Origin of the sequence: Nocardioides bigeumensis, assembly GCF_039531755.1 — a bacterium.
Lineage (GTDB): Bacteria > Actinomycetota > Actinomycetes > Propionibacteriales > Nocardioidaceae > Nocardioides > Nocardioides bigeumensis.
Genome location: NZ_BAAAQQ010000014.1, coordinates 162262 through 178175, shown reverse-complemented (window position 1 = coordinate 178175; position 15914 = coordinate 162262). Strand labels below are relative to the sequence as shown.

Annotated in this window: 14 protein-coding genes; 13 read left to right on the top strand and 1 reads right to left on the bottom strand. The window is 71.3% G+C overall.

The genetic code is table 11. The features are described from left to right. The first annotated feature begins 106 nt into the window (after positions 1-106). The 7 genes from ABD295_RS20135 (at position 107) to ABD295_RS20105 (ending at position 7243) form a co-directional block, all read left to right on the top strand. Positions 107-1042, top strand: a complete 936-nt coding sequence (locus ABD295_RS20135) for an ABC transporter substrate-binding protein (RefSeq protein ID WP_344305633.1) — start codon at positions 107-109, stop codon at positions 1040-1042. Between the two features lie 10 nt (positions 1043-1052). Continuing rightward, the gene (locus ABD295_RS20130; RefSeq protein WP_344305632.1) at positions 1053-1901 is read left to right on the top strand and encodes an amino acid ABC transporter permease; all 849 of its coding nucleotides are present in this window, start codon (positions 1053-1055) and stop codon (positions 1899-1901) included. Next, positions 1898-2650, top strand: a complete 753-nt coding sequence (locus tag ABD295_RS20125) for an amino acid ABC transporter ATP-binding protein (RefSeq protein WP_344305631.1) — start codon at positions 1898-1900, stop codon at positions 2648-2650. The genes ABD295_RS20130 and ABD295_RS20125 overlap by 4 nt, the downstream gene beginning before the upstream one ends. Then, positions 2647-3759: a CaiB/BaiF CoA transferase family protein gene (locus tag ABD295_RS20120; protein ID WP_344305630.1), complete on the top strand. Its 1113-nt coding sequence runs from the start codon at positions 2647-2649 to the stop codon at positions 3757-3759. The genes ABD295_RS20125 and ABD295_RS20120 overlap by 4 nt, the downstream gene beginning before the upstream one ends. A gap of 56 nt (positions 3760-3815) precedes the next feature. Then, the gene (locus tag ABD295_RS20115; RefSeq protein ID WP_344305629.1) at positions 3816-5282 is read left to right on the top strand and encodes a flavin-containing monooxygenase; all 1467 of its coding nucleotides are present in this window, start codon (positions 3816-3818) and stop codon (positions 5280-5282) included. 157 nt (positions 5283-5439) lie between these two features. Beyond that, entirely contained in the window at positions 5440-6963 is a 1524-nt protein-coding gene (locus ABD295_RS20110; protein WP_344305628.1) for a DEAD/DEAH box helicase, read from the top strand. 85 nt (positions 6964-7048) lie between these two features. Further along, a complete protein-coding gene (locus ABD295_RS20105; protein WP_344305627.1) occupies positions 7049-7243 on the top strand; it encodes a CsbD family protein in 195 nt (64 codons plus the stop codon). On the opposite strand, the gene ABD295_RS20100 is transcribed toward ABD295_RS20105, so the two are convergent. Further along, positions 7233-8030 (bottom strand): MerR family transcriptional regulator, encoded by a 798-nt coding sequence (locus ABD295_RS20100; protein WP_344305626.1) that lies wholly within the window; start codon positions 8028-8030, stop codon positions 7233-7235. The genes ABD295_RS20105 and ABD295_RS20100 overlap by 11 nt on opposite strands. A gap of 45 nt (positions 8031-8075) precedes the next feature. On the opposite strand from ABD295_RS20100, the gene ABD295_RS20095 reads away from it, so the two are divergent. From ABD295_RS20095 to ABD295_RS20070, 6 genes are all read left to right on the top strand, one after another. Beyond that, on the top strand, positions 8076-9287 hold the full coding sequence (locus ABD295_RS20095; RefSeq protein ID WP_344305625.1) for an acetyl-CoA C-acetyltransferase: 1212 nt from the start codon (positions 8076-8078) through the stop codon (positions 9285-9287). Positions 9288-9371: 84 nt separating this feature from the next. After that, positions 9372-11621, top strand: a complete 2250-nt coding sequence (locus ABD295_RS20090; protein WP_425574145.1) for a 3-hydroxyacyl-CoA dehydrogenase NAD-binding domain-containing protein — start codon at positions 9372-9374, stop codon at positions 11619-11621. 74 nt (positions 11622-11695) lie between these two features. After that, positions 11696-12415, top strand: a complete 720-nt coding sequence (locus ABD295_RS20085) for an ABC transporter ATP-binding protein (protein WP_344305624.1) — start codon at positions 11696-11698, stop codon at positions 12413-12415. Then, positions 12390-13919: a hypothetical protein gene (locus tag ABD295_RS20080; protein ID WP_344305623.1), complete on the top strand. Its 1530-nt coding sequence runs from the start codon at positions 12390-12392 to the stop codon at positions 13917-13919. Before ABD295_RS20085 ends, ABD295_RS20080 begins: the two co-directional genes overlap by 26 nt. A gap of 37 nt (positions 13920-13956) precedes the next feature. After that, the gene (locus tag ABD295_RS20075) at positions 13957-14745 is read left to right on the top strand and encodes an SDR family NAD(P)-dependent oxidoreductase (RefSeq protein ID WP_344305622.1); all 789 of its coding nucleotides are present in this window, start codon (positions 13957-13959) and stop codon (positions 14743-14745) included. Then, complete coding sequence (locus tag ABD295_RS20070; protein ID WP_344305621.1) at positions 14738-15829, top strand: phosphotransferase family protein; 1092 nt, start codon at positions 14738-14740, stop codon at positions 15827-15829. The genes ABD295_RS20075 and ABD295_RS20070 overlap by 8 nt, the downstream gene beginning before the upstream one ends. Positions 15830-15914 lie beyond the last annotated feature (85 nt).

The following is a 15914-nucleotide window of genomic DNA, read 5'->3' as shown; positions in this document are numbered from 1 at the left end:
TACTGCAACGTGTTCTAGTTGCGGACGGACCGCGTGCCCGGTGGTCGAGGAGGTCGCCAGGCGGCTGCTTCTCGACCACCAGTGGGCGGGACCCTACGATCTGCGCATGCGTTCCCGCCGCCTCGCGACCGTCCCGGCCCTGACTGTTTCAACTCTGGCGCTCCTTCTCGGGGCAGCGGCCTGCGCACCCGCAGAGGAGGAAGACCCCGCACCGTCCGCCGAGGACACCCGGAGCTCCGACCCGTCCGAGGAGCCCACCGACGAGACCACGGACGAGACCGCAGCCGACCCTGCGTCCTGCGCCGAGGGCAAGACGCAGATGGACGGGATGCTGATGATCGGCACCGACTCCCCGGCGTACGAGCCGTGGTTCGTCGACAACGACCCGACCAACGGTGAGGGCTACGAGTCGGCCGTGGCGTACGCCGTCGCCGAGCAGCTCGGCTTCACCGGCGACGCCGTGTCGTGGGTGAAGGTGCCGTTCAACACGTCGTACAAGCCGGGTCCGAAGGAGTTCGACTTCGACATCAACCAGATCTCGATCTCGGCCGCGCGGGCGGAGGCCGTCGACTTCTCCGACGGCTACTACCAAGCAGCCCAGGCCGTCATCGCCCTGAAGGACGGCGCCGCGGCCGGCGCGACCTCGATCGAGGACCTCAAGGGACTCAAGCTCGGCGCCCAGACCGGCACGACGTCGCTGACCGCGATCCGCGACATCATCCAGCCGGAGCAGGACCCCGCCGTCTTCGAGGACACCAACATCGCCAAGCAGCAGCTGATGAGCGGTCAGGTCGACGCGATCCTCGCCGACCTGCCGACCGCCTTCTACATCACGGCGGTGGAGATCCCCAAGGCGTCGATCATCGGGCAGTTCCAGCCCGAGACCGGCGAGCAGGAGGAGTTCGGGATGCTCTTCGAGAAGGGCAACCCGCTCGTCGAGTGTGTCAACCTCGCGCTGGCTGCCCTCGAGGAGGACGGCACGATCGACGCCCTCGAGTCCGAGTGGCTCTCCGACACCGTCGGGGTCCCCGAGCTCCAGTGACCGAGCTCCAGTGAGCTGGGAGCCCAGCGCCCGCGAGCTCGAACGCAGGTCGGTGCGCCAGTCGCTGCGCACCCGCTCGATGCTGGTGACCACGACGGCCCTGGTCGTCTTCTTCGGGCTGCTCGTCCTGGGGGTCGCGTCGTCGCCGGGCTGGCCGACGATCCACGAGACCTTCTTCAACGGCGAGGACGCGAAGGCGTCGTTCCCCGCGATCCTTGAGGGCTTCTGGCTCAACGTGAAGATGTTCCTGATCGCCGAGCCGTTGATCCTCGTGCTCGCGCTGGTCGTGGCGCTCGCGCGCCAGGCGAGGGCGTCGTGGCTCGTCCCCGTGCGGGTCGTGGCGGTGCTCTACACCGATGTCTTCCGGGGCATCCCGACGATCCTGCTCGTCGTCCTCTTCGCCTTCGGCATGCCCGTGCTCGGCCTCCAAGGCATCCCCCAGAGCCCGTTCTTCTGGGCGACGGTGGCGCTCGTGCTCTCGTACGGCGCCTACGTCGCCGAGGTGTTCCGGGCCGGCATCGAGTCGATCCATCCGTCCCAGGTCGCCAGCGCGGAGGCGCTCGGACTGGGACGCGGTCAGACCATGCGGCACGTCGTCGTCCCGCAGGCCGTGCGCCGGGTCGTCCCGCCGCTCCTCAACGACTTCGTGTCGCTCCAGAAGGACACGGCGCTGGTGTCGTCGGTCGCGGTCTTCGACGCCATGTTCGCCGCCCGCGACTACGCCGCCTACAACTTCAACTACACGTCCCTGGTGGTGGTGGCCGGCTTCTTCGTCGTGATGACCGTGCCGCTGGCGCGGCTCACCGACTGGCTCTCCCGTCGCTACTCCGACCGCGAGCGGGCGGGGCAGGTCCGATGACCCCGGCCGAGGCGACAGCGCTTCTCGAGGCGCAGGGCGTGCGCAAGTCGTACGGCGACCGCGTCGTCCTCCAGGACGTCGACCTCACCGTGCAGACCGGTGACGTCGTCTGCCTGATCGGCTCGTCGGGGTCCGGCAAGTCGACGCTGCTGCGCTGTCTCAACCTGCTCGAGGACATCGACGACGGCGTGATCCGCTTCGAGGGGCGGGAGATCTCCGACCCGCGGGTGGACAAGCGCGACGTGCGCCGCCGCATCGGCATCGTCTTCCAGGCCTACAACCTCTTCCCCCACCTGTCCGTGCTCGACAACATCACCCTCGCGCCCCGGAAGGTGCACGGTCTCGGTCGCACCGAGGCCGAGACGCGGGCCCGCGAGCTGCTCGACCGCTTCGGCCTGGGCGAGCACGCCAAGAGCCACCCGGACCGGCTGTCCGGTGGCCAGCAGCAGCGGGTCGCCCTGGTGCGTGCGCTCGCGACGAGGCCATCGCTGTTGCTGCTCGACGAGATCACCGCCGCGCTCGACCCCGAGCTCACTGCCGGCGTCCTCGATGCCGTGCGCACGCTGGCCGCAGAGGGCACCACGATGGTGCTGGCCACCCACGAGATGGCGTTCGCCCGGGACGTGGCGACCACGGTCTGCTTCCTCGAGAGGGGCGTGATCCTCGAGCAGGGCCCGCCCGAGCAGATCTTCACCGACCCGCGCGAGCAGCGGACGCGTGAGTTCCTCCGACGGGTGCTGCCCGCGTGAGCGACCAGACCGGTGAGTACCGGCTGGGGCAGGGGACCGGACCCCTTCGCGGCGTGAAGGTCGTCGAGCTGGCCGGCATCGGACCGGGCCCGCACGCCTGCATGCTCCTGGCGGACCTCGGCGCCGACGTCGTCCGCGTCGACCGTCCTGGTGGGGCCGTCCTGTCGACCGGCGACGTGGACGTGATGAACCGCGGCCGCCCTCGTCTCGAGGCCGACCTCAAGTCGCCCGACGGCGTGGCGCTCGTGCTCGACCTCGCGGAGCGCGCCGACGTGCTGGTCGAAGGGATGCGCCCCGGAGCCGCCGAGCGTCTGGGACTCGGGCCCGACGACTGCTGGACCCGCAACGCGGCCCTGGTCTACGGCCGGATGACCGGTTGGGGTCAGGACGGTCCGCTCGCGCAGACCGCCGGTCACGACCTCAACTACCTGGGCGTCGCCGGGGTGCTGCACGGTCTCGGCCAGGACCCGGCGCGACCGCACTTCCCCGGCAACCTGCTCGGCGACTTCGGCGGCGGGTCGACGTACCTCGTCATCGGCGTCCTGGCCGCGCTGCTCGAGGCCCGGGTCTCCGGGCAGGGCCAGGTCGTCGACGCCGCGATCGTCGACGGTGTCGCGCACCTCGACGCGATCCAGGTGGGGCTGCTCGCGTCGGGCATGGCCGGGCCGCAGCGGTTGAGCGGCGTGCTGGACGGCGGGGCTCCCTTCTACGACGTCTACGAGACCGCGGACGGGCAGCACCTCACGGTCGCTCCGCTGGAACCGCAGTTCTGGTCGGCGTTCCAGGAGCTGTTGGGCGTCTCGTTGCCGGATCGCGACGACCCGTCCTCGTGGCCGCGTCTTCGGCGCGCCCTCTCGGACGTCTTCTTGACCCGTTCGGCGTCGGACTGGCTCGACCTCTTCGAGGGTTCCGACGCCTGCGTGGGGCCGGTGACGGGGTACGCCGACGCGCCCGGCCACCCCCACCTCGCCGCACGCGGCACCTTCGTGGAGCACGACGGCGTCGTGCAGCCGGCTCCCGCACCGCGCTTCTCGCGCACTCAGGCAAGCCTGCGCGACGACCTGCCTGACGACCCGGCCGAGGTGCTCGCAGCCTGGGGTCTCGACTGAGGGCTCGCAAGCTCGCTGCTCGACCACCGGGTGTGACCCACCGGTAATCTCGCAGCATGGGGTCCGGACTCAGCTCGACCACCGGCACGGTCGACACGATCATCGTCGGTGCCGGCCTCTCGGGCATCGGCGGCGCGGCCCGGCTCGGCATGGAGCACCCCGACCACGACTACCTCGTCCTCGAGGGCCGCGAAGCCAGCGGCGGCACGTGGGACCTCTTCCGCTACCCCGGCATCCGCTCCGACTCCGACATGTACACCCTGGGCTACCGCTTCAAGCCGTGGACCGGGGAGAAGGCGCTCGCTGACGGGTCCTCGATCCTCGAGTACGTCCGCGAGACCGCGCGCGAGCACGACGTCGAGCGACGCATCCGCTACTCCCACCGCGTGGTGGCCGCCGAGTGGAGCTCCACCACCGCGCGCTGGACCGTGACCGCCCAGACCCCCGACGGCGTCAGGCTCTTCGAGTCGCGCTTCCTCTGGGCGACGACCGGCTACTACGACTACGACGAGCCCTACGCCGCGGTGATCCCCGGCCTCGACGACTTCGGCGGTCAGGTGGTGCACCCGCAGCACTGGCCCGAGGACCTCGACTACGCGGGCAAGCGCGTCGTGGTGATCGGCTCGGGAGCGACCGCCGTGACGCTGGTGCCGGCGATGGCCCAGGGGGGTGCCGGGCACGTGACGATGCTGCAGCGCTCGCCGACCTACGTGCTGCCGCTGCCGGAGGTCGACCCCGTCGCGGCGAGGCTGCGCCGGTGGCTTCCCGAGAAGGCGGCCTACAAGGCGACGCGGGCCAAGAACATCGCGGTCGCCGTGGCGTCGTACCAGATCGCCCGCCGGCGACCCGGGCTCGCCAGGGAGTTCGTCCGCAAGGCCAACGTGCGTTCGCTGCCCGAGGGCTACCCGGTCGACCGCGACTTCAAGCCGGCGTACGACGTGTGGGACCAGCGCCTGTGCCTGGTGCCCGACGGCGACCTCTTCCGCGCGATCCGGCACGGTCAGGCCGAGGTCGTGACCGACACCATCGCCGGCTTCACCGAGGGCGGCGTCGTGCTCGCGTCGGGCCGCACTCTCCCCGCAGATATTGTCGTGACGGCAACAGGTCTGCAGCTGCTCCCCTTCGGCGGCATCCCGGTCAGCGTCGACGGCCGCGAGATCAAGCTGCCGGAGACGATGGCCTACCGCGCGCTGATGCTGTCGGGCGTGCCCAACTTCGTCTTCACGATCGGCTACACCAACGCCTCGTGGACCCTCAAGGCCGACCTGGTCGCCGACTACTTCTGCCGCCTGGTCGGGCACGTCGACGAGCACGGCTACCGCTCGTTCGTCGCGGACCGCGACCCCACGGTCACCGAGGTGCCCCTGATGGACTTCTCGTCGGGGTACGTCGTCCGCGCGTTGGCGCAGCTGCCCAAGGGCGGCGACCGGGAACCCTGGAAGCTGCGGCAGAACTACCCCTACGACGTGCGCACGATCCGGAAGGCCCCGCTCGAGGACGGCGCGCTCCGCTTCTCGTGTTGATTCACCGGTTGCCGGACCCGGCCAGTAGGCTGGAACCACGGTTCCCGTCCAGTCTTGCCTCGGGATCTCCCGCGAAGCCCTTTCCAGGGCTCGCCGCCCGCTCAGGGCCCGCAGCTTTCTTGCGTTGGTGAGACACCAACACCGAAACGACTTTCACTTGTCTTCTGCACCGACCCTCGCCGCCGCCACCTTCTCCGGCCTCGGCGTCCCCACCCACCTCGCTGCCGTGCTCTCCGAGCGCGACATCACGACCCCGACTCCCATCCAGCAGGTCACGCTGCCCGACTCGCTCGCGGGTCGCGACGTGCTCGGCCGCGGCCGCACCGGCTCCGGCAAGACCTACGCGTTCCTGCTCCCGCTCGTCGCCCGGCTCCAGGCCTCGCGTCGTACGCCGCGCAAGGGCGCCCCGCGCGCCCTCGTGCTCGCGCCGACCCGTGAGCTGGTCGGCCAGATCGAGGCGGCCCTGAAGCCCCTCGCCGACGCTGCAGGCCTGTCCACGCTGGTGATCTACGGCGGCGTCGGCCAGGGCCCGCAGGTGCGCGGCCTCCAGCGCGGCGTCGACATCGTGCTCGCCTGCCCCGGCCGGCTCGAGGACCTGATGGGCCAGCGACACTGCTCGCTCGGCGACATCGAGGTCACCGTGCTCGACGAGGCCGACCACATGGCCGACCTCGGCTTCCTGCCGTCCGTCCGCAGGATCCTGGCCGCCACCCCGGCCGACGGCCAGCGTCTGCTCTTCTCGGCCACGCTCGACGCGGCCATCGACACGCTGGTCAAGCGCTTCCTCAACAACCCCGTGACCCACCAGGCCGACTCGGCCCAGTCCCCGGTCACCAAGATGGAGCACCACGTGCTCCACGTCGACCGTGCGCAGCGCGTGCCCGTGCTCGTCGACCTGGCCAGCGCGCCCGGTCGCACGATGGTCTTCACCAGGACCAAGCGCGGCGCCAAGGTGCTGGCCAAGCAGCTCAACCAGAGCGGTGTGCCCGCCGTCGAGCTCCACGGCAACCTCAGCCAGGGTGCCCGCACCCGGGCCATGGACGCCTTCCACTCCGGCAAGGCCACGACCCTGGTCGCCACCGACATCGCGGCCCGCGGCATCCACGTCGACAACGTGGCGCTCGTGGTCCACGCCGACCCGCCCGCCGAGCACAAGGCCTACCTCCACCGTTCGGGCCGCACCGCCCGGGCGGGTGCCGCCGGCAAGGTCATCACGCTGATGACCAACGACCAGGTGCGCGACGTGCGCGCGCTCAGCCGCGCGGCGGGCATCTCGCCCAGGACGACGGTCGTCGACGGTGTGAAACACCCCATGCTGCGGACGCTGGCCCCTGGCGACCGGACCCTGGTCGACGGCGGGCTGGTGCTCGAGCTCAAGGAGATGCCGGCCTACGGCGGCCGCGGTGGTCGTCAAGGCGGGGGTCAGGGCGGGGGTCAAGGCGGGGGTCAGGGCGGGGGTCAAGGCAGGCGCCAGGGTGCCCCCTCCGGCAACCGCTCGGGCGGGCCGCGTCGCAAGCCGCGCGGCTCCGGCGGCGGCACCGGGGCTCCTTCCGCATCGTCCGGCTCGTCCAAGGGCGGCTCGAACGGCGGTCGTCGTCGTGGTGGCGGCGGACGCACCGGTGCGCCCGCGGCCGCTCGCGGCGGCTCCAGCCACAGCGCCGCGTCGTTCAGCTCGCGCTGACGCCGGCCGGCCCCCTACCCCTGGGGGTGTTTGGCGGCTCCTGTCCGAGTGTCACGCTCGAAGGACACCGACGAGAGGACACAGCATGGGACTGGACGACAAGGCCAAGCACAAGCTCGAAGAGGTGGGCGGCAAGGCGAAGGAGACCACCGGACGCGCGACCGACGACGAGTCGCTCGAGGCGGAGGGTCGCGCCGACCAGTCCGAGGCCAACGCGAAGCAGGCCGGCGACAAGGTCAAGGACGCTGCCGGCAACGTGAAGGACGCGTTCAAGAACTAGGTCTCGACTGAGCTCGACCACCGGCTCGACCACCGGCTCGACCACCGGCTCGACCACCGGACGATGAGGCCCGCCTGGCGATGTTCGCCCGGCGGGTCTCGTCCATCCCGGCCTCGTACGCCGCGACGAGGCTGCTGATCGAGAGCGGCTTGAGCCGCTCGACGACCTCCTGGATCCGCTCGGGCGACGCACCCGTCTCCCGGTAGTGCGACCAGACCTGGGTGCGGAAGACCTCGTAGAGCTCCTCGGCGATGGCCCGGCCGTGCTCGGCGTACACCTTCGCCGCGGCGCGCGCGGCCTCGACGGGGTAGCCCAGGTCGAGCAGCCCCACGGCGACGGAGAGCTGCGAGAGCGCGACGCTCCACCTGCCCCGGCCGACGGGCTCGACCACGCCGAGCGACGTGAGGGTCTCGAGGTCGTCGGCGCTGAGCGCCCGCCCGGCCCGGCGGTTGAGCTCGGCGCGCGTCAACGTCGTCGGGTGGTCGGCGTGCCAGGGAGCCAGCATCGTGCGGTGCAGCGCGATGTCCTCGGGAGTGGCGTGGTCGGGGATCTGGGCGACGTACCGCTCGATGGCCGCGAGCGTGAAGCCGTGCCCCTGCAGCTCCTGCACCAGCTCGAGCCGGGCGACGTGGTCGGCGGTGTAGTAGCCCGAGCGACCACGGCGGATCGGTGGCGGCACCAGGCCGCGGGCGGTGTAGAACCGCACGTTGCGCACGGTCAGGCCGACGCGGTCGGTCAGCTGGACGAGGGTCAACAGCCCGTCAGGGGCTGGTTCCGTGACAGCCACCACACTCCTTTCGATCTTGACAGTGATGGTGTCACAATCGAACGCATGGCAGAAGCATTCGTCTACGACCACGTGCGTACGCCGCGTGGCAAGGGCAAGACCGTCGGCAGCCTCCACGAGGTCAAGCCGGTCGATCTGGTGGTCGGACTCCTCGACGAGATCCGCGCCCGCAACCCCCAGCTCGACCCGGCCGGCGTCGACGACGTCGTGCTCGGCGTGGTGACGCCGATCGGCGACCAGGGCGGTGACATCGCCAAGACCGCAGCGCTCGCCGCAGGATTCCCCGAGACCGTCGCCGGGGTGCAGCTCAACCGCTTCTGCGCCTCCGGGCTGGAGGCCGTCAACCAGGCGGCTCAGCGGGTGCGCAGCGGGTTCGAGGACCTCATCCTCGCCGGCGGCGTCGAGTCGATGAGCCGGGTGCCCATGGGCTCCGACGGCGGTGCCTGGGCGGCCGACCCCGCCACCGCGCTGACCACCGGCTTCGTGCCCCAGGGCATCGGTGCCGACCTGATCGCCACCTTGGGGGGCTGGACCCGCCACGACGTCGACGCGTACGCCGCCGAGTCGCACCACCGAGCCGCGAAGGCCTGGGCCAACGGCTACTTCTCCGACTCCGTCATCCCGGTGCGCGACCAGAACGGTCTCGTCGTCCTCGAGCACGACGAGATGGTGCGGCCCGACACCAGCGCCGAGGGCCTGGCGGCGCTGAAGCCGTCGTTCGCCCAGATGGGCAGCGACGCCGGGTTCGACGACGTGGCGCTCGAGAAGTACCACTGGGTCGAGCGGATCGACCACGTCCACCACGCCGGCAACTCCTCTGGCATCGTCGACGGCTCCGCCCTGATGCTGATCGGATCCGAGGCCGCCGGCGCTGCGCACGGCCTCGCCCCGCGGGCTCGCGTGCTCGCGACCGCGGTGTCGGGCGCCGACCCGACGATCATGCTGACCGGTCCGGCCCCGGCGTCGCGCAAGGCGCTGGCCAAGGCCGGTCTCGAGGTCGACGACATCGACCTCTTCGAGATCAACGAGGCCTTCGCAGCCGTCGCCATGCGCTTCATGCGCGACCTCGACATCTCGCCCGAGATCACCAACGTCAACGGCGGCGCCATCGCCATGGGCCACCCGCTCGGCGCCACCGGCGCGATGATCCTCGGCACCCTCGTCGACGAGCTCGAGCGTCGCGACCTGCGGCGCGGCCTCGCCACCCTCTGCGTCGGCGGCGGCATGGGTATCGCGACTGTGGTCGAGCGTGTGTGACGGCGGAGCCGTCACCACACGCGACCCTGCGAAGCCGTGACCCGCGTGTCGAGACCCGGTGAGACGAGAGAAGACCTGAACCACGTGACCGACAAGGAGAACGACATGGTCTCGACAAGCTCGACCAACGAAGTGCTGTCCGCGGTCCGCTACGACCGCGACGACGACGGCATCGTCACGCTCACGCTCGACGACCCGACGGCGAACGCCAACACGATGAACGAGCTCTACAAGGACTCGATGATCGCCGCCGTCGATCGCCTCCACGACGAGGTCGACGACGTGACCGGTGTCGTCGTCGCCAGCGCCAAGAAGACCTTCTTCGCCGGTGGCGACCTGCGCTCGATAGTCACCGCCACGCGGCAGGACGCCCCCGAGATCTTCGCCCTCTGCGAGGAGATCAAGCACGGGCTGCGTCGCCTCGAGACGTTCCCGCGCCCCGTGGTCGCGGCCATCAACGGCGCCGCGCTCGGCGGTGGTCTCGAGATCGCCCTGGCCGCCAACCACCGCATCGCGGTGGACGACCCGCGCGTCGAGCTCGGGCTCCCCGAGGCCACGCTCGGCCTGCTGCCCGGCGGTGGCGGCCTCACCCGCGTCGTACGTCTGCTCGGCCTCCAGGACGGCCTGATGGAGGTGCTGCTGCAGGGCACCCGCTTCCGTCCCGCCCAGGCCAAGGAGAAGGGCCTGGTCGACGAGCTGGTCGGCAGCCAGGACGAGCTCGTCCCGGCCGCCAAGGCCTGGATCAAGGCCAACCCGGAGAGCAGCCAGAACCCCTGGGACGCGCCGGGCTACAAGATGCCGGGCGGCTCGCCGAAGAGTCCGGCGCTGGCGCAGTTCCTGCCCGCCTTCCCCGCGCTGCTGCGCAAGCAGCTGAAGGGTGCGGACTACCCGGCACAGCGGGCCATCATGTCGGCCGCGGTCGAGGGCGCGCAGGTGGACTTCGAGACGGCGTCGCGGATCGAGTCGCGCTACTTCACCAGGCTCGTCACCGGTCAGCAGTCGAAGAACATGATCCAGGCGTTCTTCTTCGACCTGCAGGCCATCAACGCCGGCAAGCTCAGGCCCGCCGACGTGCCGGCGTACACCGCCACCAAGGTGGGCGTCCTGGGTGCCGGGATGATGGGCGCCGGCATCGCCTACGTCTGCGCCAAGGCGGGCATGCAGGTCGTGCTGAAGGACGTCTCGGCCGAGAACGCCGAGCGCGGGAAGGCCTACAGCGCCGGCATCCTCGACAAGGCGATCTCCCGCGGGCGCAGCACGGAGGACAAGAAGGCGGCGCTGCTCGACCGGATCCTGCCCACCGGCGACGCGGCCGACCTGGCCGGCTGCGACCTCGTGATCGAGGCGGTCTTCGAGGACCCGTCGCTCAAGGCCAAGGTCTTCGCCGAGGTCGCCGAGCACGTCGACCCCGGCAGCCTTCTTTGCAGCAACACCTCGACGCTGCCGATCACCGAGCTCGCCGCCGGCGTCGACCGGCCGGCCGACTTCATCGGACTGCACTTCTTCAGCCCCGTCGACAAGATGCCCTTGGTCGAGATCATCAGAGGCAAGGAGACCTCCGACGAGGCGCTGGCCAAGGCCCACGACGTGGTCCGCCAGATCGCGAAGACACCGATCGTCGTCAACGACAGCCGGGGCTTCTACACCTCGCGCGTCATCGGCTTCATGGTCAACGAGGGCCTCGCGATGCTCGCCGAGGGCGTGCACCCGCAGTCCATCGAACGCGCCGCGACCCAGTCCGGCTACCCGGTCGGTCCGCTCCAGCTCAGCGACGAGCTCAACATGGAGCTGATGGCCAAGATCGCCAAGGCCACCCGCGAGGCCGCGCTCCGTGATTCGGCAGGGGGAGAGGGTGCCGCCCCGACGGAGCACCCCGGCGGCCGGGTCGTGGAGCGCATGCTCGAGATCGGGAGGCCGTCCAAGCTCAAGGGCGCGGGCTTCTACGAGTACGCCGACGGCAGGCGACAGTCGCTGTGGGCCGGCCTGGCCGAGGAGTTCCCGGTCGCTGCCGAGCCGATCCCGTTCCGTGACGTGAAGGACCGGATGCTCTTCGCCGAGGCGCTCGAGACCGCCAAGTGCTTCGAGGAGGGCGTGCTCGACTCCGCCGCGGCGGCCAACATCGGCTCGATCATGGGCATCGGCTTCCCGCCCGGCGCCGGTGGTGCCGCGCAGTTCATGACCGGGTACCAGGACCCCGCCGACCCGGACGGCCCGGTCGGTCTCGAGGTGTTCGTGGCCCGGGCCGACGAGCTCGCGGCGGCGTACGGCGAGCGCTTCCGGCCGACCGAGCGGTTGCGCGAGATGGCGGAGAAGGGCGAGACCTTCCCCGCGTAGGCCTGCGGCAGGGCGTGGGACGCGGCTTTACCGAATCCGGCGACGGCCAAGGCTGATTCGGGGAGAATCCTCGGGTGACTTCCCCTGACCGTCCTCCCGTCGTCGACGTGGTGGGCCTGCACGTCCGCTTCGGCGAGGTCGAGGCCGTCGCCGGTGTCGACCTGCAGGGCCACGCCGGCCAGGCGACCGCGCTGCTGGGCCGCAACGGCGCTGGGAAATCGACGACCATGCGGGTGCTCGCCGGCGTGGTGCCGCCGACCGCCGGCGAGGTCCGGGTGGCGGGTCTCGACGTCCGACGCCACACCCTCGAGGTGAAGCGGCTCGTCGGCTACTGCCCCGACGTGGGCGGCCTCGTGCCGCGCGCCACCCCCTGGGAGCACCTGCAGCTCTCGGCCCGGTTGCGGCGCCTCGACGACTGGGAGAAGCGGGGCCGCGACCTGCTCGAGCGCTTCGAGCTCGGCGACGTCGCCCACCGCATCACCGCCGGCTTCTCGCACGGCATGGGCCGCCGGCTGTCCGTGGTGCTGGCGTCCCTGCACGAGCCCCAGGTGCTGCTCCTCGACGAGCCCTTCGACGGGGTCGACCCGATCGGCGTGGAGGCCACCTTCGAGATCATCGCCGACGCGCGCTCGCGCGGCGCCTGCGTGCTGATCTCGACGCACCTGCGCGAGCTGGCGATCCAGGCCTGCAGCACGGTCCTCGTCATGCGTGGCGGTTCCCGCGTCGCCACGGTCGACGCGGGCGACATGGTCGGGGAGGACGGCGCCCGTGCCTACCGCGCTCTCCTGGACTGAGACCACCAGGGCGATCCGCGACGTCGGCCACCTCGCGTGGTTCCGCAGCGCGGCGACCAAACGTCGTACGGCCTCGCGTTGGGGCGTCGGCATCATCGCTGCCATCACGACCCTGGCGGCGACGTTGCCGGCGTACACCGAAGTCTTCCGCACCGACGAGCACATCCGGGACGTGCTCCTCGTCCTGCCGTCCGCCATCGGCGCGTTCCTCCTGATCAACGTGATGTCGGGCATCGCGTCGGGAGGTGGTCGCGAGCTCCTGTCGCGCGAGCAGGGCGTGACCTTCCCGGTGAGCCCGACGACCGACCACCTCGGAGCGCTGCTCCTGACGCCGCTCAACGTCGCCTGGCTCGTGCAGAGCTGGACCCTGCTGGGGGCGATGTCGTTCGGCAACGGCCCCGACGGACTGTGGGGCGCCCAGCTGGTGGTCGTGCTCTGGATCGTCGCGGCCACCTGCGCCGCGCAGGTGGTGGCCTGGGCCGGCGAGGCCGTCCGCCGCGGCCCGGCGGGCATCCTGATCATGCGACTGGTCGGTGCCGCGCTCGGTGTGGCCGCCGGTGCGCTCTATCTCTTGGGCAAGGTCGGCGCCACCTTGGACGCGCTGCCGAGCACCCAGGTGGTGCTGGGTGCGCTGTCGGCTCACTCCGGCAACTGGGACCGGTTCTTCGGCACCGTCGCCCTCCTGCTCCTGTCGGTCCCCCCGCTCGTCGCGCTCGGCGCGGTCGCCGCGCACCTTGCGGCCCGGCGGCACCCGCGTGACGAGCTGCGCCTCGAGAGCGAGGCCCACTCGCCGCGGCCGATGGCGAGCACGAGCTTCATGAGCCTGGTCCGGACCGACCGTGCCTCGGTGTGGCGGGTCGTCCCGATGCGCCGAGGGATCGTGTTCCTCGCCTTCGGACCCGGCATCGTCGGCCTGGCCGGCGACCTCGACTGGCCCCAGCTGACGATCCTCCCCGGCCTGGTCGCCTCGGGTGGTGCCCTCCTCTTCGGCGTGAACATGTGGTGCCTGGAGGGACGCGGCGCGCTGTGGCGCGAGAGCCTGCCGATCTCGCCGGGGACCGTCTTCAGTGCGCGCGTCGTGGTGCTCCTGGAGTTCCTGCTGCTGTCCTCGGGCTTCACCATCCTGCTGTCCTCGCTCCGGGCGGGTCTCCCGTCGTCACACGAGCTGGCCTCGATCGTGGCGACCTGGCTGGTGGTGATCATGCAGGTCGTCTCGGCGGCGACGCGATGGTCGCTCAAGAAGCCCTTCGCCGTCGACCTCCGCTCGGCGCGGGCGACGCCCGCGCCGCCGGGCGTGATGGTCGGTTACTCGGCGCGCCTCGCGGTCTGCACGACCTTCACCAGCCTGATCTTCTCCGGGCTGGCCAGGATCCCGGCCTGGGAGCTGTCGGTCCTCGTCGCGCTGCCGTTCCTGGCGTGGTCGGCCGGTCGCGTCGTGATTGCGCGCGCCGACTGGATGGACCCCTTCACGCGGGTGCGCGTGGTCTCCACCGTCGCGGGCTGAACCGCTGGATCGGCGCAGGGCCGACTAGGGTCCGAGCATGCGCAGGGTCCTGGTCACCGGTGCCGCGCGCGGGCTGGGCGAGGCCCTGGTGCGGGCGTTCCGGACCCGTGGCGACGAGGTGCTGGCCACCGACCGTGACACAGCGGCGGAGATCGACCTGGCCCTCGACGTGACCAGTCCCGACGACTGGACAGCCGCGCGCGCCGCTGTCGAGGCGCGTTGGGGCGGGCTCGACGTCCTGGTCAACAACGCCGGCGTCGCCGGCGGCGGCCGCCTCGACGTCGCGGGGCTCGACGAGTGGCGCTGGATCACCGAGATCAACCTCTTCGGGGTGGTGCAGGGGACGGCGGCGTTCGTGCCGGTCTTCAAGCGCCAGGGGTCCGGCCACGTGGTCAACGTCGCCTCGCTGGCCGGGCTGGTCCACCCGGCCGGGATGGCGTCGTACAACGCGGTCAAGGCGGCGGTGGTCGCCCTCACCGAGACGACCGGCCACGAGCTTGCCGCCCACGGCGTGCGGGCCAGCGTCGTGTGCCCGTCGTACTTCCGCACCGACCTCGTCACCCGCATGCAGGGCCGCGACAAGGCGCTGAGCCAGGTGATCGCCCAGCTCGTCGCGGACTCGCCGCTGGGTCCGGAGGACATCGCGGCGGCCGTGCTCGACGGGATCGACCGGGGCGACGAGCTGATCCTCCCCGACCCCGCCGCGCGTGCGGCGTACGCGCTGAAGACGACCGACCGGGCGGCGTACGACGCCCAGCTCCGACGCCAGGCAGCCCGCCTCGAGATGCTGCCGGACGGCGTCGGTGAACGGCCTGCCGATGAGTGACGAGCCGGTCGCGCTCCGCGACGAGGACGCCTTCGACGTCGGCGCCGTGACGGTGTGGCTCCGCGCGGCGGTGGGCGACGAGGACGCCGGCGTGGTCGCGGGAGAGCCAGAGGTGCGGCAGTACCCCGGCGGTGCCTCCAACCTGACCTACCTGCTGCGCTTTCCCGCAGGCGACCTGGTGCTGCGGCGGCCACCCGTGGGGGCGAAGGCGCGCGGAGCCCACGACATGGGGCGTGAGTTCCGCATCCAGGCGGCGCTGCGCCCGGTCTTCCCCAAGGTGCCGCGGATGGTGGCGCACTGCGACGACGACTCCGTGCTGGGCTCGGAGTTCTACGTGATGGAGCGGGTCGTCGGGGAGATCCCGCGACGCGAGCTGCCCTGGCCGCTGGACGCGGCGGCCTGCGACGCTCTGTGTGCTCGCGCTTGGGGTCTGCTCGTCGACCTGCACTCCGTCGACGTCGCCGCCGTGCCCGAGCTCGCGGCGCTCGGGCGGGGCGAGGGGTACGTCGCCCGCCAGGTCGCCGGATGGACCGAGCGGCTCGCACGGGCCGCCACCCACGACCTCGGCGCCTGGGGCTCGATCACGACCTGGCTCGACGACGTGCAGCCGCCGGATGCCGGGGTGTGCCTGATCCACAACGACTTCCGGCTCGACAACTTGGTGCTGACCCGAGGCGCGCCCCGGATGGTGCCTGAGGTCGCGGCCGTGCTCGACTGGGAGCTCGCGACCGTCGGCGACCCGCTGATGGACCTCGGGGGCGCCCTGGCGTACTGGATCGAAGCCGGCGACGACGACGCCATGCAGCGCTTCCGACGGCAGCCGAGCCACCTGCCGGGCATGTGGACCCGGGCCGAGGTGGTGGCTCAGTACGCCGCTGCCACCGGTCGGGTCGTGTCGGCTGAGGCGTGGCGCTTCTACGAGGTCTTCGGGTTGTTCCGGCTCGCGGTGATCGCGCAGCAGATCTGGTACCGCTACGCGCTCGGCGAGACCACCAACCCGGCGTACGCCGTGTTCGGGCCGGCGGTGGAGATGTTGCGGCTGCGCTGTCTGCGTCTGATCGAGGGCCGGGCAGCGAGCGGATAGTCGGAATCCCTTGCCGGGCTCTTGGGGAAGGTGTGCCTACCGGGTATGCATACGTGGTATACATACCCGGTAGGCAACCCATGAG

Excerpts from the sequence above, each read along its gene's own strand:
- ABD295_RS20135 (WP_344305633.1), top strand. The coding sequence starts at position 107 with ATGCGTTCCCGCCGCCTCGCGACCGTCCCGGCCCTGACTGTTTCAACT.
- ABD295_RS20125 (WP_344305631.1), top strand. The coding sequence starts at position 1,898 with ATGACCCCGGCCGAGGCGACAGCGCTTCTCGAGGCGCAGGGCGTGCGC.
- ABD295_RS20115 (WP_344305629.1), top strand. The coding sequence starts at position 3,816 with ATGGGGTCCGGACTCAGCTCGACCACCGGCACGGTCGACACGATCATC.
- ABD295_RS20105 (WP_344305627.1), top strand. The coding sequence starts at position 7,049 with ATGGGACTGGACGACAAGGCCAAGCACAAGCTCGAAGAGGTGGGCGGC.
- ABD295_RS20095 (WP_344305625.1), top strand. The coding sequence starts at position 8,076 with ATGGCAGAAGCATTCGTCTACGACCACGTGCGTACGCCGCGTGGCAAG.
- ABD295_RS20075 (WP_344305622.1), top strand. The coding sequence starts at position 13,957 with ATGCGCAGGGTCCTGGTCACCGGTGCCGCGCGCGGGCTGGGCGAGGCC.
- ABD295_RS20070 (WP_344305621.1), top strand. The coding sequence starts at position 14,738 with ATGAGTGACGAGCCGGTCGCGCTCCGCGACGAGGACGCCTTCGACGTC.